General features: G+C 63.5%; 18 protein-coding genes. 17 read left to right on the top strand and 1 reads right to left on the bottom strand.

Going from position 1 to position 21,104, the window contains the following annotated elements; translation table 11 throughout:
- The first annotated feature begins 193 nt into the window (after positions 1-193).
- The 10 genes from KTJ77_RS02365 to KTJ77_RS02410 all read left to right on the top strand — a co-directional run bounded on the left by KTJ77_RS02365 (position 194) and on the right by KTJ77_RS02410 (position 12,118).
- Positions 194-616: a Zn-ribbon domain-containing OB-fold protein gene (locus KTJ77_RS02365; RefSeq protein ID WP_217336910.1), complete on the top strand. Its 423-nt coding sequence runs from the start codon at positions 194-196 to the stop codon at positions 614-616.
- Positions 613-1,797 (top strand): lipid-transfer protein, encoded by a 1,185-nt coding sequence (locus KTJ77_RS02370; protein ID WP_217336911.1) that lies wholly within the window; start codon positions 613-615, stop codon positions 1,795-1,797. Before KTJ77_RS02365 ends, KTJ77_RS02370 begins: the two co-directional genes overlap by 4 nt.
- Positions 1,797-4,016: an acyl-CoA dehydrogenase gene (locus KTJ77_RS02375; RefSeq protein WP_217336912.1), complete on the top strand. Its 2,220-nt coding sequence runs from the start codon at positions 1,797-1,799 to the stop codon at positions 4,014-4,016. Before KTJ77_RS02370 ends, KTJ77_RS02375 begins: the two co-directional genes overlap by 1 nt.
- Complete coding sequence (locus KTJ77_RS02380) at positions 4,013-4,606, top strand: PaaI family thioesterase (RefSeq protein WP_217336913.1); 594 nt, start codon at positions 4,013-4,015, stop codon at positions 4,604-4,606. The genes KTJ77_RS02375 and KTJ77_RS02380 overlap by 4 nt, the downstream gene beginning before the upstream one ends.
- 111 nt (positions 4,607-4,717) lie before the next feature.
- Positions 4,718-6,370, top strand: coding sequence for an ABC transporter substrate-binding protein (locus tag KTJ77_RS02385; RefSeq protein WP_217336914.1), 1,653 nt, complete (start codon positions 4,718-4,720; stop codon positions 6,368-6,370).
- A gap of 77 nt (positions 6,371-6,447) precedes the next feature.
- Complete coding sequence (locus KTJ77_RS02390) at positions 6,448-7,404, top strand: ABC transporter permease (protein WP_217336915.1); 957 nt, start codon at positions 6,448-6,450, stop codon at positions 7,402-7,404.
- Positions 7,397-8,491 carry an ABC transporter permease gene (locus KTJ77_RS02395; protein ID WP_217336916.1) on the top strand — a complete coding sequence of 365 codons (1,095 nt, stop codon included), beginning with the start codon at positions 7,397-7,399 and terminating at the stop codon, positions 8,489-8,491. Before KTJ77_RS02390 ends, KTJ77_RS02395 begins: the two co-directional genes overlap by 8 nt.
- Before the next feature lie 8 nt (positions 8,492-8,499).
- Positions 8,500-9,474: an ABC transporter ATP-binding protein gene (locus tag KTJ77_RS02400; protein ID WP_217336917.1), complete on the top strand. Its 975-nt coding sequence runs from the start codon at positions 8,500-8,502 to the stop codon at positions 9,472-9,474.
- A 2-nt stretch (positions 9,475-9,476) separates the two neighbouring features.
- A complete protein-coding gene (locus tag KTJ77_RS02405; protein ID WP_217336918.1) occupies positions 9,477-10,466 on the top strand; it encodes an ABC transporter ATP-binding protein in 990 nt (329 codons plus the stop codon).
- Positions 10,463-12,118: an AMP-binding protein gene (locus KTJ77_RS02410; RefSeq protein ID WP_217336919.1), complete on the top strand. Its 1,656-nt coding sequence runs from the start codon at positions 10,463-10,465 to the stop codon at positions 12,116-12,118. The genes KTJ77_RS02405 and KTJ77_RS02410 overlap by 4 nt, the downstream gene beginning before the upstream one ends.
- A gap of 72 nt (positions 12,119-12,190) precedes the next feature.
- Here KTJ77_RS02410 and KTJ77_RS02415 read toward each other — a convergent pair whose 3' ends face one another.
- Complete coding sequence (locus KTJ77_RS02415; RefSeq protein WP_217336920.1) at positions 12,191-12,997, bottom strand: enoyl-CoA hydratase/isomerase family protein; 807 nt, start codon at positions 12,995-12,997, stop codon at positions 12,191-12,193.
- A 40-nt stretch (positions 12,998-13,037) separates the two neighbouring features.
- On the opposite strand from KTJ77_RS02415, the gene KTJ77_RS02420 reads away from it, so the two are divergent.
- From KTJ77_RS02420 to KTJ77_RS02450, 7 genes are all read left to right on the top strand, one after another.
- Complete coding sequence (locus KTJ77_RS02420; protein ID WP_217336921.1) at positions 13,038-14,177, top strand: steroid 3-ketoacyl-CoA thiolase; 1,140 nt, start codon at positions 13,038-13,040, stop codon at positions 14,175-14,177.
- Positions 14,174-14,986, top strand: coding sequence for an SDR family NAD(P)-dependent oxidoreductase (locus tag KTJ77_RS02425; RefSeq protein WP_217336922.1), 813 nt, complete (start codon positions 14,174-14,176; stop codon positions 14,984-14,986). The genes KTJ77_RS02420 and KTJ77_RS02425 overlap by 4 nt, the downstream gene beginning before the upstream one ends.
- 17 nt (positions 14,987-15,003) lie before the next feature.
- On the top strand, positions 15,004-16,656 hold the full coding sequence (locus tag KTJ77_RS02430; protein ID WP_217336923.1) for a class I adenylate-forming enzyme family protein: 1,653 nt from the start codon (positions 15,004-15,006) through the stop codon (positions 16,654-16,656).
- Between the two features lie 250 nt (positions 16,657-16,906).
- A complete protein-coding gene (locus KTJ77_RS02435; protein ID WP_217336924.1) occupies positions 16,907-18,523 on the top strand; it encodes an AMP-binding protein in 1,617 nt (538 codons plus the stop codon).
- Between the two features lie 15 nt (positions 18,524-18,538).
- On the top strand, positions 18,539-19,372 hold the full coding sequence (locus tag KTJ77_RS02440; protein ID WP_217336925.1) for an IclR family transcriptional regulator: 834 nt from the start codon (positions 18,539-18,541) through the stop codon (positions 19,370-19,372).
- 23 nt (positions 19,373-19,395) lie between these two features.
- Positions 19,396-20,238, top strand: a complete 843-nt coding sequence (truA, locus tag KTJ77_RS02445; protein ID WP_217336926.1) for a tRNA pseudouridine(38-40) synthase TruA — start codon at positions 19,396-19,398, stop codon at positions 20,236-20,238.
- A gap of 41 nt (positions 20,239-20,279) precedes the next feature.
- Positions 20,280-20,975, top strand: a complete 696-nt coding sequence (locus tag KTJ77_RS02450) for an endonuclease/exonuclease/phosphatase family protein (RefSeq protein ID WP_217338291.1) — start codon at positions 20,280-20,282, stop codon at positions 20,973-20,975.
- The last annotated feature ends 129 nt before the right edge of the window (positions 20,976-21,104 follow it).

Genomic DNA, 21,104 nt, shown 5'->3' on the forward strand with positions numbered 1-21,104 from the left:
CCAACCGCGCACCCCAGCCGCTGGTTCCGCGCCGCTCAGCCACTGGTTCCGCGCCACCAGCCGCTGGTTGCGGCTGACAAGATTCCGCACTCAATAGTCCCGGTGGCCGAAACCGACCCGATTGCGCACCCCGCGCTGTGCTCTGCTGGACTCAGCCGCAGGACCGCGGCCTTCACAACGGTGTGGGAGAGATATGAACGCGCAAGCGACGGGCGTGCCAAAGCCCATCATCACGCAAGACAACTCGTTCTTCTTCGAGGCAGCGGCCGCGGGCCGACTCGAAGTGCAGCGATGCACGCAATGCTCTGAACTGCGTCACCCACCCGCACCGTGCTGCGCGTCATGCCAGTCATTCGAGTGGGACACCGTGACCTGCGCGATGCGCGGCACGCTGTACAGCTACACGATTGCGCACCGCCCGCAAGACTCGGCGTTCGAATACCCGCACGCGATCGCGCTTGTCGACCTCGAAGAGGGCGTCCGCATCGTCGCCGACGTCTTCGACAGCGACCACACCGCCCTCGTTGAGGGTGCGCCCATGGACATCGTCATCCGCGAGCACCCGCACGGAACCATGTTGCCGTCGGTTCGTATCGCCCAGGAGGTTGCAGAATGAAATCGTTTAGTGGACAGGCAGCCGTCGTTGGTATCGGCGCCACCGAATTCTCCAAAGACTCCGGACGCAGCGAATGGCGCCTCGCCGCCGAGTGCGTGAACCTCGCGCTGCAAGACGCAGGCCTCACCCCCAACGACGTCGACGGCATGGTGCTGTTCACGATGGAGAACAACCCGGAGATTGCCGTGGCCCGCGCGCTCGGCATTCCGGAGCTCAAGTTCTTCAGCCGCATCCCGCACGGTGGTGGCGCGGCAGCCGCCCCCCTTCAGCAGGCAGCCATCGCGATCGCAACGGGTGTTGCTGAAGTCGTCGTCGTGTATCGCGCATTCAACGAGCGCTCCGGCCACCGCTTTGGTTCCGGCCCGCCCCCCTTCGCCTACGTGACAACCACCGACCAGGAATACCGCAACTGGATCAACCCCTACGGACTCCTCACCCCTGCCCAGCAGGAGGCGATGTTCGCCCGCCGCTACATGTGGCAATACGGTGCGACGAGCGAAGACTTCGGTCGTGTCTCGGTGCTGAGCCGCAAGCACGCGGCGACCAACCCGAAGGCGTGGTTCTACGAGCGTCCGATCACGCTTGATGACCACCAGAACTCCGCCATGATCGCCGACCCGCTGCGTCTGCTCGACTGCTGCCAGGAGAGCGACGGCGGCCAAGCCATCGTCGTCACGAGCGTTGAGCGCGCCCGCGACCTGGTTCCGAACCCCGCCGTCATCGTGGCCGCAGCGCAGGGCATCGGCCCGCAGCAGATCTCGATGAGCAGCTACTCGCGTCGTGACATCGTCTCGATGCCCGAGGTCGAACTCGTTGCTCGTCAGCTGTGGCAGCAGGCAGGCATCACCCCGAACGACGTCGACGCCGCCATTCTGTACGACGCCTTCACGCCGATGGTGCTGTTGCAGCTCGAAGAGTATGGTTTCTGCGGCCGCGGCGAAGCGGCGGATTTCATCCGCGAAGGCAATCTCGAACTTGACGGAAGGCTGCCGGTCAACACACACGGCGGCCAGCTCGGCGAGGCCTACATTCACGGCGTTAACGGCGTCGCTGAGGGCGTGCGCCTGATCCGTGGCACGAGCGTCAACCAGCCGAACAAGCGCGTCGAGAATGTGCTCGTCACCGGCGGCACCGCCGTGCCTCACTCGGCACTCGTGTTGCGCACCGACGGAATCTCGTAATGACCCAGACGATCGGTCTCTCGGACGAACAGCACGAGATCGCCGAGATGGTAACGAGCGTCGCCGAACGCTTCGCCACCACCGCAGGCGACGTGCGGGAGCAGTCATTTCGCGACCAGCCTGCTGGGGACGAATGGCACAGCATCGTCGAGCAGGGTCTGCACGCAATCCACCTCCCGGAGAGCGCTGACGGCGCTGGCGGCACACTCCTCGATGCCGCTGTCGTTTTGGAACAACTCGCCGCGCACATTCACCCCGGTCCCGTCCTCGCGACCGTGGCCGCCAGCGCCGTCTGCGCGCTGGCGGAATCATCCGCTCACCTTCACGAGTTCGCGGCCGGAGCGACCGGTGCGGTATCGGTGGCCGAAGGACTCACCGCCGAACCGCACGCTGACGGGTGGGTGCTGAACGGAACCATCACAGCGGTCGTGGGAGCCGCCCAAGCCGAAAAGATGGTGCTGTCTGCGAAGCACGGTGACGAGCTCATCTGGGTGGTCACGTCTGCCGCAACGGCGACACCCGCCGATCACACTGATCTCACCCGCGGCGTTGCCGACATCACCCTCACCGACGTCGTGGTCACCGCCGATGACATCCTCGCTGGCATTGACCTCGAGCATGCCCGATCTATCATCGTGGCGCTCGCGGCAGCGGAATCGGCCGGTGTCGCCGGGCGGTGCGTCGCACTTGCCGTCGAGCACGCCAAGTTGCGCGAGCAGTTTGGCCGCACCCTTAGCTCTTTCCAATCAATGCAGCATCGCTTGGCGCTCATGCAGGTTCGCGCGGAGAGTGCCCGTGCGGCGGCGTGGGACGCGCTCAGTGCGCTTGACACACCGCCGAGCGACGATACCTCGACGGTGCAACGTGACCTTGCCGTCGCCGCTGCCGCCGTGACAACATTCGCGGCAGCAATTGACAATGCCGTTGAACTCGTCGTCACGCTCGGTGCGATGGGTTTCACGTGGGAGAACGACGCTCACCTCCTGTGGCGGCGCGCGCTCGCGAACGCGGCGATTGATCGCTCGAATGCCGCCTGGCAGGTGCGTCTCGGTCACCTTGCCGAACAATCAAAGCGTGAGGTTCGCCTCACCGACGACACCGCCCACCCTGAACTCCGTACTGAGGTTGCGGCTGTGCTCGCCGCTGTGGGTGGTCGTGCCCAGCGCGACAGTTCACACGCATGGCTGGCGGCTTCAGACGTCGCATGGCAGACACAGCTTGCCGACGCTGGGCTCGTCTCTCCGCACCTCCCCGCGCCGTACGGTCGTGGGGCCGACCCAAGCGAACAAGACGTCATCGCCGCCGAGTTTCGACGTGCAGGCATCACGCCACCCGACATCATCATTGGCAACTGGGTGCTGCCGACGATCATCACGCACGGTACAGCGCAGCAAAGCGAACGGTTCGTCTCTCCGACGCTCAACGGAGAAATTGTCTGGTGCCAGCTCTTCTCGGAGCCGGGTGCAGGTTCCGACCTTGCCGGCGTGGCGACCCGAGCCACGCGTGTCGACGGTGGCTGGCGTGTCACGGGGCAGAAGGTCTGGAACTCACTTGCCGACGTCGCGCAGTGGGGAGCAGCGCTTGTGCGTACCGACTCGACGGTCGCGAAGCACAAGGGTCTCAGCTACTTCCTCATTGACATGGCCTCCGAAGGCATCACGGTGCGCCCGATCCGTCAGGCGACCGGCCTTGCTGAATTCTGTGAAGTCTTTCTTGAGGATGTTTTCGTGCCAGACGATTGTGTTGTCGGAGAGCCAGGCGAGGGATGGAAACTTGCCACCACAACTCTCGCGAACGAACGATTGCGGATGGGGGAGGCCCTCGGGCACGGCGACTCGGCTCGGTTCCGCACCGTCATCGCGCAGGCAACAGACGACGAAACCCGCGCGCTTGCTCGGGCGGCCCTCGGCCGCGCTGCGGCTCGCGAGGCGGTGCTCGCGGCGCTGACCGTGCGCGGCGCGCTCCTGCGCCTGCAGGGACGTAACGCCGACAGCGAGACGAGTGTTCTCAAGGTCGCGAACATCATCGCGCAGCGTGAGGGCTCAATTGACCTGATGAGCTTCATCGACCACACCACACCCGGTCAGGCGGCGCTGACAGCGTCCGACACCCCCGGTGACGTTCTCGACCACCTGGGTTTGCCCGCCGTGCTCATGGGTGGCGGCACTCCTGACATTCAACTCGGCATCATCGCGCGGAAGGTGCTCGCCCTGCCATGACTCTCCCCACGGTGAACACTCATCCCAACTCCGAGCTGATGTGGGCGGCGCGTGGTGTTCTCGAACGGGCCGCGCTGGTCGATCTGACTGCAGAGCGATCCGCTGAGGTGATGGCAGCGCTCGCGGCCGTGCACGACCTGCTCGGGGAGCCTGAGCGCGAACGGCTCCTGCGCCGACCCTTCGACGCCGTGCAGAAGGAACGCGAACGCGGGGCTGACGCCCGCTGGTTTCCGACCGGATTCAACCCGGTGTACCCGCAGCCAGAGATGCGATTCGAAGACGACAGGGTGATCGCCAACTGGCGCTCCTCGGCCTTCGATGAGGGGCCGCCGAACAGCGTGCACGGCGGCATTAGCGCCTTCCTGATCGATGTCGTTGCCGGCGTCATGATTCAAGCGCTCGGCATTCGGGCAGTCACCGCACAACTTGATTTGAAATACCGTCACCGCCTGCCGCTCGATGCCGAAATCGAGATCGTCGCGCGCCTCGCTGAGGTCGACGGACGCAAGCACTGGGTCGATGCCGAAATCACCCATAACGGCGTAAAAGGGGTCACAGCGCGTGGCCTTTTCATCACCATTGACGTTTAAGTCTCACCCAACGGCATCGGCGTTGTACCGCCTATCCGACTCTTCATACGCTGGCGGCGCGCCGACTCCGGCGAGAGGCAATGAAGCCCACCCCCAGGAGGACAGATTCACATGAAGTCACAGACCCGTATAGGCATGGTGATGGCGGCCCTCGCCGTCACCGCGCTGGTGGCTACCGGATGCTCCAACACAGCAAGCCAGCCCCCGGCGGGAGGCAACGGTGGCGGCAACGCAACCGAAGCTCCGGCCCAGAACACCTACCCCGCAACCGTTCCTGAAATGAAGGATGGTTTCCTCAAAGCAGACGAAGGCGGCGACCCCGTCGAAGGCGGCGAACTGCGCTGGGCAGCATACGCCGAACCGCGTTCGCTTGACCCCGGCGTCACGATCGTCTCGGCAAGCACCGGCGGCGTCGAGATGCTCAACATCTACGACTCGATCACCCGTTGGGACGTAGAAAAGGGCGAGTTCGTTCCTCAGACCGCGAAGTCGGTTGAGCCGAATGCAACGTTTGACGAATGGACCGTCACACTCAACGAGGGCATCACGTTCTCAGACGGAACCGCATATGACGCCGCAGCCGTCAAGGCGAGCCAGGAGCGCTACGCTTCGATGCCCGCACCGGAAGCCGGCACATGGAAGGCAAACGTCACCGCGGTTGAGGTTGTTGACCCGCTTACCGTGAAGTACACGCTGAACAAGCCGTGGCCCGCATTCGCCGCTATCCTTTCGACCGGGCCCGGCATGGTCGTGGCCGCAGGCGTGGGCGCGGGTGAAACATTCAAGCCAATCGGCGCAGGTCCCTTCACGCTCGGAGAGTGGAAGGCAGCCGAGTCGATCACGCTCGAAGCTCGCGAGGACTACTGGGGCGGAAAGCCGCACCTTGACTCGATCACGGGTGTGTTCTTGCCTGACCCGCAGGCGACGCTCGACTCGATGGCAGCAGGCTCGGTGTCAGCGGCATTCGTGCTTCAGCCGAACTACGTACAGCAGGTTCTGGATGCTGGTTACAACGGACTGGCCAGCGGTGTCAACGGTGGAACCATCACCCTCATCAATGCTTCTGAGGGCTTCCCCGGGAACGACCTTCGAATCCGACAGGCCATCCAGCTCGCTGTCGACCCGGTCACACTTATGGACCGTGCCTTCGAGGGCGCTGTTCAAGGTGATGGCTCGGTCTTCGCTGACAGCTCTGTCTGGGCAACTGAAACCCGCGCACCAAAGGTCGACCGTGAAAAGGCCAAGGAGCTCCTCAAAGCCGCAATGGCTGACGGCTACGACGGTCACCTTGAGTACCTCGACAGCAACGACCCGGTGAGCCGCAACCGCGCTACCGCCGTTCAAGCGCAGCTCGAAGCCGTAGGCTTCACTGTCACCCTGGAGCTGACGCGCACGATCGCTGACCGCATCAAGCGCATTTCGGTCGACAAGGACTACGACATCTCTGCGTGGAGCTTGACAGCACGCGAGGCAGACCCGCTTCCGCGACTGATGTCGAACATGCACTCGACGGGTACCCAGACCTACCAGACGTACACGTCTGCAGAGATGGATGCGCTGATCGAAGAGTTCCAGGTCGCAACCACTAAGGACGCTCAGCTGGACATCATCGACCAGATCCAGCAGCAGATGAACAAGGACGTCCCGTTCCTGCCCTGGGCAAAGTTCACTGAAGTCTTCACCTGGTCTGACGATGTGCAGGGAGTCCTCGGATCCAGCGCATCGACAGTGCTTCTCAGCAAGGCCTGGGTCGACGCGAAGTAACACCCTGTGCTGCCGCCGGGCCCATCCGGCGGCAGCACACCCTATATCCGTAATGGAGCGGAGAACGGAGACGTACCATGGCCTGGCGCCGGGTAACGAATACTCTCGTAGACCTCATCATCGTGTTGTTCGTGGTGAGCCTCGGGACCTTCTTGCTGGTGAACCTGATGGGTTCAGACCCAGCGATCGCCATTCTTGGTGAGGGGTACCCCGAGGAAGAGTACGAGAAGATTCGTATTGAGCTGGGGTACTACGATCCCGCCATCGTCCGCTACTTTTCGTGGCTGGGCAGCGTCTTCACCGGTGACCTCGGCACACAGATGATGCCGCCGTACGCTCCGGTCACCGAGCGCATCGCCTCCGCGCTACCGATCAGTGTGCAACTTGCGGTGATGGGCCTCGGTATCGCCCTGCTCCTCGCCATTCCGCTCGCGATGATCTCGGCATATTTTGCCGGCGGCCGCCTCGACCGCATGATCAGCGCCGGTGCCTTCGGCATGCTGTCCATCCCGAGCTTCCTGCTCGGTCTCATCGTGATCATGGTTTTCGCGAACTGGCTTGGGTGGTTCCCGCGCGCCGAATGGGTGCGCATTACTGACGATCTCGGTCTCAACCTTTATCACGCGCTACTTCCCGCGCTCGTGATTGCGCTGGGGGAGACGGCAACGTTCACCCGCATTCTGCGCAACGACCTCATCATGACGCTGCAGGAAGATTTCATCCTGGCGGCCAAGGCCAAGGGCATGTCGCCGCTGCGCATTATGCTGAGCGACGCGCTGCGACCCGCATCTCTCTCGATGGTCACCATCGTTGGTATTTCTCTTGGACGCCTCATTGGTTCCACCGTCATTGTGGAGTATCTGTTCGCGCTTCCAGGGATGGGATCCCTCGTCATTAGCGCGGCCAGCAACGGTGACGTTGTCACCATCCAGGGCGCGGTCATGGTGATTGCCGTGATCTACGTCCTCACCAACCTCTTGATCGACTTCTCATACGGTCGCCTCGATCCCCGCATTCGGAGGGCACATGTCTGAGTCATTGACGAAAGCGACACCGCCGCGGCCCACGCCGCCGCGCACTGAGGTGGTTCGCCTGAAGAACAAGCGCACGCCACGCCCGCGCACGGTCAACCTGATCGTGGGGGTCGTGCTTGCCGCTGCGGGCATCGTCGCAGGTGTGATCGCGACGCTGCCGCTGCAGGGTCAGGGCTGGTTCCAGTTCGGCGCCTACATTCTCACCGCCATCCTGCTGTTCCAGGCGTTCGCCTACCTCGGTCGTGCCTGGCGCGGCAACGGATTTGATGCATCGCTCTGGCTCTGTGGCGCGTGGCTCGTTCTTCTCATCGGTGCGGCCGCGCTCGCTCCGATCCTGCCGTTCGGTGAATACGAGAACTCGGCTGCGACGCTCGATGAGCCGATCATGGCGCGCCCCGACCTGCTCTCGCCGAACCTGCTTGGCACGAACAACCTCGGCCTCGACATGCTCGCCCGCATCGTTTACGGTGCGCGCATCTCTCTTGTCGTTGCACTGATCGCGGTCGGCCTCGGCATGATCATCGGCGGACTACTTGGCATCATCGCCGGTTTCTACCGCAAGCTCCCCGACCGGGTCATCTCGATCCTCACCAACTCGCTGCTCGCGGTTCCGCCGCTCATCCTGCTGATCGCGCTCGCGACTGTTCTGGAACCGAACATTTGGAACCTGTCGTTTGCGCTCATGCTGATGGCGCTTCCGAGCATGGTGCGCATTGCGCGCGCCAATACGTTGACGTTCGCGCAGCGTGAGTTCGTGCTCGCCGGCCGTTCCATGGGGGCATCCAACTGGCGACTGATGTTTAGCGAATTGCTGCCCAACGTCTTCTTGCCACTCGCGTCGTACGGCATGGTGATGGTCTCGGTGCTGATTGTGGCCGAAGCCTCGCTCAGCTTCCTCGGGCTCGGTACTCCGCCGCCCACGCCCACGTGGGGAAACATGATTGCCGAGGGTGAAGGTCTGGCCTTCCAGAAGCACCCGCACATTGTGCTCGTGCCCGGCATCACGCTGTTCCTGACGGTGTTCTCGTTCAACATGCTCGGGGAGAAGGCGCGTGCGCACTTCGACTCCCGCAAGGCCAAGGTCTAGGAGCTGACATGACCGAAACTCCACTCCTGCAGGTCACCGATCTGCACACCAAGCTACAGACAGCGCGCGGCATGCTGCGTGCGGTTGACGGCGTCTCGTTCACGCTCAAGGCCGGTGAGACACTCGGCGTTGTCGGTGAGTCTGGCTCGGGCAAGAGCGTTCTGGGACGCACCGTGATGGGACTCATCACCTCGAACGCCACGTCCGAGGTGACAGGCAGTGTGCTGCTCGATGGGCAGAACATCCACGACATGTCTCCGAAGCAGCTGCGCTCAATCTGGGGTACCAAGGTCGGCATGGTCTTCCAAGACCCCATGACGGCGCTCAACCCGGTGAAGAAGGTCGGCATGCACCTCACCGAGGGGCTCCGGGCGCACAGCGGTATGAACAAGGCAGAAGCGCGTGCTGCTGCCCTCGACATGCTCGCTCGCGTCGGCATTCCCGCTCCTGAGCGTCGCTTCGATCAGTTTCCGCACGAGATGTCTGGTGGCATGCGCCAGCGCGTCGTGATTGCGATGGCGCTCGTCAACAAGCCGAAGCTTCTCATCGCTGACGAGCCGACTACGGCTCTTGATGTCACCGTGCAGCGCCAGATTCTGGATCTGCTCGACGAACTCCAGGACGAAATGGGCATGGCCACGATTCTGGTTAGCCACAACCTTGGCGTCGTCGCCGGCCGCGCTGACCGCGTGGCCGTGATGTACGGTGGCCGTTTTGTCGAGACCGCCGAAGCCGAAGAGCTGTTTGATGAGCCGCGTCACCGTTACACCAACGCACTGCTGCACGCGATTCCGCAGTTGGCAGACGCGCCACATGCACGTCTGGATGCCATCGCAGGCACGCCGCCGAACATGGTCAACCCGCCGACAGGCTGCCGCTTTGCCGCCCGCTGCCAGGCTGTACAGCCGGAGTGTAGTAACCCGCTCGATCTATTGACCGACCAGCGCACCCACCAGTGGGCGTGCGTGAATCCGGTGAGGTAATCATGCCGTTGACAGAATCGACCACGCAGAGCGTGCTCAAGCACGGTGCAAACGAGCCCGTTCTTGCCGTCGACAACCTCGTTGTCACCTTCCCTGTGCGCGGCGGACAGGTCAGCGCCGTAGCCGACGTCACGTTCGAAGTTCGCGAGGGGGAGACCCTCGGCATCCTCGGCGAGTCCGGCTGCGGAAAGTCCAGTGCCGGCCGCGCCGTCATGCAGATCCCGTCGCCGACCTCTGGTTCCGTTCGCCTCGATGGCCGGGAACTCACCGGCCTCACGCGCAAGCAACTGCGCACGGATCGTGCCGCGATGCAGATGATCTTCCAAGACCCGGTGTCGTCGCTGAACCCGCGCCGCAAGGTCAAGGATCTCGTCGCTGAAGGTCGCCGCATTCGCGGTGAGAAGGTCAGCGACGCCGAAATTCGGCAGCTCCTCACGGAGGTGGGCCTTGACCCTGACACCGTGTGGGATCGTCGCCCGCACGAGCTCAGCGGTGGTCAGTGCCAGCGCGTGTGCATTGCACGTGCGCTCATGATGCGCCCGCGCCTGATGATCTGTGACGAACCGGTGTCGAGCCTCGACGTGTCTGTGCAGGCACAGATCCTGAACCTTCTGGAAGATGCAAAGACCGAACACGCGCTCAGCATGGTGTTCATCGCGCACGACCTCGCCGTGGTGAAGAACATCAGCGACCGTGTCATGATCATGTACCTCGGCAAGGTATGCGAAGTGGTTCCGTCTGACACCCTCGTTACCGAAGCTGTGCACCCGTACACGAAGCTGCTGCTCTCGTCGGTGCCAGGTGCTGAAGACGACGTTCCGGTTCCGGCTGGCGAGTTGCCCTCGCCACTCAATCCGCCGAGCGGATGCCGTTTCCGCACGCGCTGCCCGTTCGCGACCGAGAAGTGCGCGGCTGATGAGCCCGCCCTCGAAACCATCGCGCCAGACCACCAGATTGCTTGCCACTACGCCCGGGAGTTGATGAACGCATGACGCTGTTCGCAGATGTTGTTCGAGCACGCGCCAACGACAACAAGGTCGGCCTCGTCTTTGAAGACCGATCCTGGACATGGCGTGAGGTTATCGCCGAGGCGTGTGCGCGCGCGGAGGCACTGGCCGAAATCATGCCGGTACCAGAAGGGCGCCAACGCCACCTCGGAGTTCTCCTGGAGAACGTGCCTGACTATGTGTTTTGGCTCCTCGCCGGCGCATTGAACGGCACAGCCGTGATTGGGCTCAATGCGAGCCGTTCTGCCACGGAGCTTGCCGCCGATATTCGCAATGCCGATATCGACGTGATCATCACCGAGGAGCGGCTGCGCCACCTTGTTGGCGACGTCAGCGACGCGATTGGTCACCCCGTTCTCACGATCGACGGCGACGGATATGCGCCCTGGCTTGCTGCGCACAGCGGGGCGGGCCTGCCAGATGCGACGATAGCGGGCACAGACATTGCGCTGTTGCTGTTCAGCTCCGGAACCACGGGCACGCCGAAGGCAGTGATCGTTGGGCAGGAGCGCCTTGGCACGCTCGTCACGAAGGTCGTCGACCGCATTTCGTTGCGCCGTGACAGCATCACCTATCTCTGCATGCCGCTGTTCCACGGCAATGCGATCATTATGAACCTGGCGCCCGCGCTCGTGATTGGTGCCACGGTCACGCTTGCTCGCAAGTTCAGTGCCACCCGCTTCGCGGATGATATTCACCGCTACGGCATCACGTACCTCAACTACGTGGGCCGCGCGCTTTCGTATGTGCTCAACCACCCAGCTGACCCGCGTGACGCCGACTCGACACTCGAGCTGGCATACGGAACCGAGGCTTCCGAGGCCGACATCCGCCGCTTTGGTGAGCGCTTTGGTTGTGTCGTGGTGGAAGGCTACGGACTCACCGAAGGCGTCTTCCGCATTGGCCGCACGCCCGACACCCCGCCTGGTTCGCTCGGTCGCCCCCAGGAGGGAACGGATGTGCGCGTCATGGACGAGAACACGGGTGAGGAATGCCCGCGCGCAGAGTTCACCGCTGACGGACGCCTCGCCAATCCGGAGGCTGTCGGACAGATGGTGGCCGTTGGCCTCGCGCATCTCTTCGAGGGGTACTATCACAACCCCGAAGCCGTCGCCGATCGCGTTCGCGGTGCCGACTTCTGGTCAGGCGATCTTGGTTATCGCGATGCCGATGGCTGGTTCTACTTCGCCGGACGCTCATCCGACTGGATTCGTGTTGACGGCGAAAACTTCGCCTCGGCGCAGGTCGAGCGCGTCCTTCAGCGTGCACCCGGTGTGCTGTCTGCGCCGACATTTGCCATCGCAGACCCGCGCACAGGTGACCTCGTGATGTGCGCAGTAGAGATGGAGACCGGTGCGACGTTCGACGTCGATGCGTTCGCCGCTTTCCTCGGTGAACAACCCGACATGGGGGCAAAGTGGTGGCCGGCGTTCATTCGCGTCGCCGACAAACTTCCGCTCACGGGCAGCGGCAAGATGGACAAGGCTCCGCTTCGCCGTGCTGCCTGGCAGTCTGACGACGACGTGTACATGCGCATCGGACGTACACCCGAGTACCGCCTGATGTCGGACGAAGACAAGGCCACTCTGGTTGACGAGTTCCTCGCGCACGGCCGCGCCGCGCTGCTGCCCGCCTAACGGTACGAAACACATTTTGGTCGGCGAGACACCACGTGGCGGCTGGCGTCTCGCCGACCAAAATTTTTTTCGCTAGGCGGGGGCTGAACCCGCGCGCAGGGACTGCAGGAGGTGCTGTTCGGCGCGCAGTGCGTCCGGCAGTGCCAGGGTGACCAGCGAGGCGGCTTCGCGAGCGGCGGCAACCGCGGCGACGGGCTGGTTTGCGATGCGGTCAGCGACCGCGAGGGCGGTATCGATGACGGTTCCCGGCTCCGCGACGCGCGAGATGAGGCCGAGCGTTGCTGCTTCTGCCGCACCCACGACGCGACCGGTGAGCACCATGTCCCGCGCGACCATGGTTCCGGCCGCTCGCGCCACATACTGCAGTCCGCCCATTCCGGGAATGATGCCGAGTGAAACCTCGGGCAGTGAGAACCGAGCGCTCGGATCAGCCACGATCAGATCACACGAAAGCGCGAGCTCGAAGCCGCCACCAATCGCGTGACCCGAGACCGCTGCAATCGACGGCACACCGGCATCGTGCAGACAGAGCCAACCTGACGGTGTGGAGCGCGTCGTCACCGGTGCCGTAAACACGGCCCGGTCAGCTCCTACACTAAAAGCGCGCTCTGAACCGGCGACCACAATCGCGCGGGCACCGCCAGCAACAGCGCTGGTGACGGCCTCGCGGAACTGATCACCAAACTCCGCCGTCATCGCATTCAGCGTCGCCGGACGATTCAACGTCACGAGCGCGACCGCGTTCTCCTGCGTGAGCGTAATCCATTCCCAGCGCATCTGAACTCCCTTGTTATGTGCACCCATCGTCGCGCCATGGCCACGCATTCGCGCGTTCGCTCCCACCAGCTGAGAGCGCGACAATGCGGGGGTGCGGGGCATGCCTATCGTGAGTCTCAGTTCCACGGCACAAGGAGGTCTCATGGCACGCCCTGTCATCATCGACGCTATTCGTACGCCCTACGGCAAGCGAGGCGGACAACTTAGCGGCATTCACGCGGTGGATCTGCTCTCCACCATTCAAAAGGCAGCGCTCGACCGTGTTGGCCTCGCGCCCGACGAGATCGACGAAGTCATTGGCGGCTGCGTGACGCAGGCCGGCGAGCAGTCCAACAACATCGCGCGATTTGCCTGGCTCAACGCGGGCTTCCCGACGCAGACCGGCGGCACCACGATCGACGCGCAGTGTGGTTCCGGTCAGCAGGCAGTGCACCTCGTTGCCGCACAGATCGCCGCCGGAATGAGCGAAGTCGGCCTCGCGTGCGGTATTGAAGTGATGAGCCGCGTGCCGCTGCAGTCCAACCTGGCTGACGGCCAGTTTGGTTACCCCCGCACGCCCACGTGGTCGGTCGACCTCCCCGCGCAGTACGAGGGCGCCGACCGGATCGCCGAAAACCGCGGATTCACCCGTGAGCAACTGGACGAATTTGGTGTGCGCTCGCAGCAGCGTGCCGCCCGTGCGTGGGACGCCGGATACTTTGACCGCCAGGTTGTGCCTGTCACGCTCGCCGACGGAACCGTGGTGTCGCGTGACGGCGGACTCCGCGAAACCAGCATGGCTGGGCTCAGCGGGCTTAAGTCCATCCGCGACGGTGGACTGCACACGGCAGGAACGTCATCGCAGCTCACCGACGGCGCGACGGCCGCCGTGCTCATGAGCGAGCAGCGCGCGAACGCGGCGGGGCTGGAGCCGCGCGGCTACATTCTCGCGCAGTGCCTGATCGGTGGCGAGCCCAAGTATCTGCTCGACGGACCGGTGCAGGCTGCCGAGCGCCTGTTGCAGCAGTCCGGCCTGAGCATCGATGACATCGACATCTTCGAAGTGAACGAAGCGTTTGCCGCCGTACCGATGTCGGTCGCGAAGGTACACGGTATCGATCACGATCGCCTCAACGTCAACGGCGGTGCGATTGCACTCGGCCACCCGGTCGGCTCTACAGGTATTCGACTGATCGCCAACGTGCTCGACGAGCTCGAGCGTCGTGGTGGTCGCTACGGCATGATTCTCACGTGTGCTGGCGGCGCGATGGCAGCAGGCACCCTGATCGAGCGTGCACGATGACGGCCGGACTCAGCGGCCGTATCGCGGTCGTTACCGGGGCAGGACGCATGCGTTCCATCGGCCGCGGCATCGCCCAACACCTCGCCCACGCTGGCGTTGACGTGGTGCTCATCGGCACCGGACGCGAACCTGCCCGGGGCGCGGAAGAGATCGCCGCCGACTGGCGTGACATCGAGTCGGTCGCCGACGACGTTCGCGCCGCCGGTGCGCGGGCTCTCACCGTGACCGCAGACATCTCAGACGAAGCATCGGTCAACGACATCTTCCAACGAGTCATTGCTGAGTGGGGGAGCGCCCCCACGATCCTGGTGAACAATGCGGCGGCCTCGCGAGGTTCTGACCGCGTCAGCGTTGCTGAGCTTGACGTCGCGGAATGGGACACGGTGATGCGTGTCAACCTGCGTGGCACCTTCTTGATGAGCCGTGCGTTCGTGCGCCTGGTTCCCGATGGCACCCCTGCAGGCATCATCAATATCTCGTCCATCGGCGGCAAGCTCTCTGGCCCCTTCACCGCCGCATATTCGGCATCGAAGGCGGCGATTCAGTCACTCACGTCGTCGATGGCGAAAGAGCTTGGCGCCCGCGGCATCCGTGTGAACGCGATCTGCCCGGGTGTCGTTGACACGTCCCGCCTTGGTGACCGCACTCCCGAGCAGTGGGCCGAGTACGTTTCAGCCACGATTCCGATGGCGCGAATGGGCGCGCCCGATGACATTGCCGATGCTGCGCTGTTCTTGCTGAGCGACGCGGCCAGCTGGGTCACCGGCCAGTCGCTTAACGTCGACGGCGGACAACTCACAATTCGATGACTACGCAAGGAACGACGATGACGTCACCCCGCACCAAGGAAGACATCTTCGCGGAACTCACGGCACCCGATTCGCTCTTCGAGGTGCGCACCGAGACAGTGCTCGGGCACCCTTCGCAGGTCTTTCACAACCTCACCACGACGCTCGGCGGTGTGCTGGAAGAATCCGCGCGCTACGGCGACGCGGAATATCTCGTCGCGGGCGATCTGCGCCTGAGCTATCTGGAGCACCGGGACTGGGCGCGCGCAACGGCCGCGCTGTTGCGCGATCGCCATGGCGTGGTGAAGGGCGACCGCGTCATGATTCTCGGCCACAACGGCCCGGAATGGTTGCTGGCGTTCTGGGCGATAACGTCGCTCGGTGCGATTGCCGTTGCAGGCAACTCGATGGGGGTGGGCAGCGAACTGGAACACCAGATCAGCCTCACCGAGCCCGTCGTCGTGCTCGCTGACCGCGACCTCCAGGAGCGGCTGGCTTCGTGTGACGTCGAGGGGGAGCACATCGTGTCGCTTGAGCAGACGGTTGCTTACGCTCGCACCCAATACCCTGATGCGCAGGCGATCACGGCCGACGTTGGCCTCGATGACCCGGCCGTCATCATTTTCACTTCAGGCACGACGGGGCGCCCCAAAGGTTCCGTGCACTCGCACCGTAACGTCGTGACGGCAGCGTGGTTCCACCTCTTTAGCGATGCGATGATTCGCGCTATGGGTATGGAGCGCCCGCGCCGTACCTACCTCCTGGTGTCACCGCTGTTTCACATTGCCTCGTTGCACAACCTTGCTGTCGCGCGCATCGTGACGGGCGACCGCGTGGTGATGAGTCTTGGAAAGTTCTCCGTTTCGAACATTTTGCAACTCATCGAGTCAGAACGCATCACCAACTGGGGTGCGGTGCCGACGATGATTGCGCGCGTGCTCGCCGAAGATACGTCGGCGTACGACCTCACGTCGTTGCGTACCCTGACCGTCAACTCGGCGCCGTCAAGCCCCACTCTGAAGGCGGCGTTCCGCGAACGCTTCCCGTGGCTCGCAGGCTCTTTCAGCACGACCTACGGCCTCACAGAGTCGTCATCTGCGGCAACCGTCGGCACGCCGGCAATGCTGGAAGCCGATCCGGAGTCGGTCGGAACGCCCATCGTCACGATGGAAGTTGAAATCCGCGGCGATGACGGAACCGTTAAGCCGGACGGCGAAGAGGGAGAAGTTTTCCTGCGTGGCGCGTTGGTGATGATGGGTTACTACGGCATGGGTGAGCGTGGCGGCATTGACGAAAACGGCTGGTTTGGTACCGGCGACATCGGACGCATCGAGGGCGGCGAGTTGCGCTTGCGTAGCCGACGGTCGGATCTCATCATTCGCGGTGCCCAGAACGTCTACCCCGCCGAAGTCGAGAACGCGCTTGCCGCACACCCGGAGATCGAGGAGTCGATCGTTTTTGGTGTGGACGATGAGGAGTGGGGCCAGGAGGTCGCGGCCATCATCGTGCTGACCCCGGAATCGACGCTCACGATCGACGATATTGTGGCTCATCTGGAGCAACGATTGGCCCGCTATAAGCGGCCCACCTTCATTCGACTGCGTGCCGAGCCATTGCTGCGTAACGCAACGGGCAAGGTGATCCGCAAAGACCCACTGCTGGTTGTCACAGCGGAGGACCGGGTGGCGTAGGCTCGCTCGACTTACGACGCCGACTCGCGACTCACGACGCCGCAGTTGCGTCACCGCATGCCGGAAGAACGGCGCCGCGGTTGGGTCAACCGCATGCCGAAGAATGGCGCCGCGTGGTGTTCTGTGGTGTTGGCGCGAAACAATGACATTTGGTCAGCTATTTTCGCGCGCAAACACATACGGACACTGTTCAAAATTTGTGGTCGATCTGGTGATTTGACGTTTACCAAGCAAGTGCTAGATTAGTCGCGTGGCAACGACGCCTCCGCCTCCTTTAGCTCCGCACTCCGCTCTTCACGAGCACGCAACGACTGCCGAGCTTCTCATCCGTGCGCTGAGTCAGAACCCCGACGCGGTCGCCCTCACGATCGGCGACCTCACCCTCACGCGCGCCGAGATGGCGCGGCGTATAAGCCAGTTCGCGCAAGAGTTCGCGGGCCGCGGCATCGGGCCAGGAACCCCGGTCGCTATCCTCGCCAAGAGCACGGCCGATGCGCTGCTCGCGCAGTTCGCTGCGCAGACGCGGGGTGCGCGCCTCACCCTGCTGTCTGCATCGGCCTCCACCGAAGACCTCGCCTTCATTCTCGACGACGCTGAGATTGAGGTGCTCATCGTTGATGCGGGCGCTTTCGGCGACACCATCACGACGCTGAACTGGGAGCGCCGCAGCCGCTGCCAGATTCTGACGCTCGGCGCAGCCGCCGTCGGAGATGACGTCGCACACGCATCGCGAGCGCACACGCCAACGCCGCTGTCATTCGCCGGGCGTGGCCCAGAAGGCATGAGTTCGATTGCCTACACGGGCGGAACCACGGGGCGCCCGAAGGGTGTGATCGGAACCTTCACATCGGCTGCGACGCTGATTCAGATTCAGCTGAGTGAGTGGGAATGGCCGAACCGGCCCACCCTGCTCCTGACAACGCCCCTCACGCACGCAGGCGGAACCTTCGTGTTGCCTGCCCTGCTGCGTGGCGGCCGGGTCATCGTGCTCCCCACCTTCCACGCGGCGACCGTCCTCGAGACGATTGAGCGCGAGCGCGTTGACACCATGTTTGTCGTGCCGACCATGTTGTACGCGCTGTTGAACGCTCCCGGTAGCTTCGACACGTCGTCGTTGACCACGGTCTACTACGGTGCTGCGCCCATTCTGCCTGCCCGGCTTGCGAGCGCGATCGCACGATTCGGTCCGGTCTTCTTCCAGTTCTACGGGCAGACCGAATGCGGCATGACAATCGCCGTGCTGAAACGCGAAGAGCACACTCCCAACCGGCTCACGACGTGCGGGCGGCCAGTGCCGTGGCTCGACGTTGCACTCCTGGACTCCGATGGCGCTCGTGTGGCAACGGGCGAGGTCGGCGAAGTCTGCGTGCGTGGCCCGCTTGTCGCCGCTGGCTACTGGAACCGCCCGGAACAGACCGCGGAGACGTTCCGTGGCGAGTGGCTGCACACGGGAGACCTTGGCCGCTTCGATGCAGACGGCTACCTCACCCTCGTCGACCGTTCGAAAGACGTCATCATTTCTGGTGGCTTCAATGTGTATTCCGCAGAGGTGGAAACCGTGATCGCCGCGCTGCCGAGCGTGGCTGATGTGGCCGTCGTGGGTGTGCCCCACGAGTACTGGGGCGAATCTGTCACTGCACTCGTGGTTCCGGCATCCGGTTCTCGCGTTGATGCGGACGCGCTTGTGCGAATCGTTCGTGAGCGCCGCGGTGCTGTGCACGCGCCTAAGGACGTCGTCTTCGTCGATGTCCTCCCTAAGACCCCGCTCGGCAAGGTCGACAAGGCTGCCGCACGGCGCCTTGCCGCATCGCTGCTTGCGGCACCCCACCAACCGGATGTCGGCACTATTGCCGGCGTCGCCAATTGAGTACAGGAGAATCGGATGACACAGCGCACCCTGCCCTTCGACGAAGATGTCGAACTGGATGATGCTCACGCCGACTCGCGCTCGAGCGTTATCGAACGCGTTTCGGACATTCTTGACGCGTTTAGCAAGAGCCCCGACCGCCTGCTGCTGAGTGATCTCACCGAGATGACAGGGCTGCCACGGTCGACGGCGTTCCGTCTGCTCACCCAGCTCGTTGACGTGGGCTGGGTACAGCGTGATCGCCGCGGCTACCGTCTCGGGCAGCGCATGATTGCCGTCGGTAAGAATCACGGCAACCACGGACTCATTCGTGAGGCGTCCGCACAGACGTTGCAAGATTTACACGAAGCGACCGGACTGTATATTCACCTGGGCGTGATGGAGGGGACGAGCCTCATTCACTACCTCGACAGGGTCGGTTCGATGAAGGGTGTGAGCTTTCCACCGTCGCGCGTTGGGTTCCGCTACCCGGTCGAGCGCACGGCTGCCGGCCGGTCGATTCTCTCCACGCTTGACCCCGAGACCGCAGACGCCATCCTCGCGCACCGTGAAACCGAGGCGGATATCGATATGGGTGAAGTACGTTCCGCCGTCGCGATCGCACGTCGTCGATCCGGCGTCGCGGCCATTCAGGGCGGCCTGGAATGGACCAAGGTGAACTCGGTGGGCGCACCGATTCTGGGGCCGGATGGGCCTGTCGCTGCGATCGCCGTGGCCGGTCAGAACCTGCAGATTCAGCCGCTTATTCCGCTCGTACTTGTCGCTGCCCGTCGCGTCAGCGCAGAACTGTACCCGCGCTGGTTTGAGGAGCGTCAGCGTCAGGCGCAGCGTCGTCGCCGCACTGCGTAGGTAGGCACCGATAGGCTGGATTCATGCGGATCCGGCTCGATATTGCGTACGATGGCACCCACTTTCGCGGGTGGGCGACGCAACCGGGGCTCCGTACCGTGCAAGGAACTTTGCAGTCGGCGCTGGAGCGCATCGCGGGCGGAACCATCCGGCTCGTCGTCGCCGGACGCACCGACTCTGGCGTGCATGCGTCGGGACAGGTCGCCCATGTGGATCTTGATGACGATCAGGTCGCGCGCATCATGCAGCGTCGTGCGGCCCCGGGTGAGGACCGCATTGCACAGATTGCACGCCGTATTCGCGGCGTCATCGGCGCGTACAGCGATGTTGACGTGATCGCGACGTCACGCGCGCCCGAGGGTTTTGACGCGCGCTTTTCTGCGGTGTGGCGGCGCTATGAGTACCGACTTGCCGATGAGGTCTCCGGATACCACCCGCTAACCCGTGCGTTCACGACGTTTCACAAAGCGCGTCTCGATGTTGACGCGATGAACGAGGCGGCATCGCGGCTGATCGGGCTTCACGACTTCGCGGCCTACTGCAAACCGCGTGAGGAAGCCACCACGATTCGTACGTTGCTCGAGTTTGACTGGCGGCGTGATGACGCCGGCGTGCTGGTCGCGCATCTCAAAGCCGACGCCTTTTGCCACTCCATGGTGCGCGCCCTTGTCGGTGCGTGTGCCGCGGTAGGGGAGGGCAGGCTCCAGCCCGACGACGTCGTCACGCTGCGCGATGCTGGCGCACGCACGAGCGCCTTTAAAGTGCTCGCCGCCCGCGGGCTTACGCTGGCTGAAGTCGGGTACCCGGCCGACGAACTGCTCGCATCGCGTGCCGAGCAGACACGCGCTCGCCGAGAACTTGATTAGTCCGACGCCAAGGCATACCTGTCGGGCGTAGGGTGGCAATGATGAGAGTCATTTCGTACAACCTGCGAAAGCATCGCGCTGTTGACGAGCTGCATGAGCTCGTGACCGCGCGAGGCGTTGACGTGTTGTGTCTGCAGGAATGCGACACCACGGATATTCCTGATCACATCGCGGGACTCACGCTTGCGGATGCCACCCGACTCAACAGACTTGGCCTCGCCGTCTACGCCAGGGACAGTGCGTACCGCGTGGGAGAGACGGTCTCACTTGCGCTGAAGAAGTCACTGCACGATCGCGTGCTTCGCCCGGCCCATGAACGCGTGCTCGGGGTTCGCCTGCACGATATTGACGACAACCGCGACTTCATTGTCGCTTCCTTCCATGCCGCACCCTTGACCGCGCTGAACTCCCTCCGTCGTCAGCAGATTCATGTCGCTCTTGCGGAGCTCGCGGCGCTCGGCCCGGGCCTGCCGATGCTGATGGTCGGTGACTACAACTATCCGGTTTTCAAAGAGAACCTCTCGCAGCGCATGCGCGAGGCTGGGTATGAACTCGCGATGAGTGATAGCCGTACCTACACGCGGTATCGCTTTTTCAAGGGTTACTACGACTTCGCAACGTCGGTGGGCTTTCAGATCGACGACATTAAGACGCTGCCGCAGGGCTCGAGCGATCACCTCCCGATTCAGATTGACGCTCGACTGCCGGAACGCGCGTCGCTTCCTGCCATCGTTTAGCAGCCGATCCGTCGACCCGGCTATCCGTTGATCTGTCGATCGGAACCACTCGGCGTCCGCTGAGTGCGTGGTTCCGTCGCGCCCCGGCACGCCCGTTTCGGCCTCACGACCCGCAAAAACTGACACCGA

Source organism: Microbacterium sp. NC79 (genome assembly GCF_019061125.1).
In the GTDB taxonomy this organism is placed as follows: domain Bacteria; phylum Actinomycetota; class Actinomycetes; order Actinomycetales; family Microbacteriaceae; genus Microbacterium.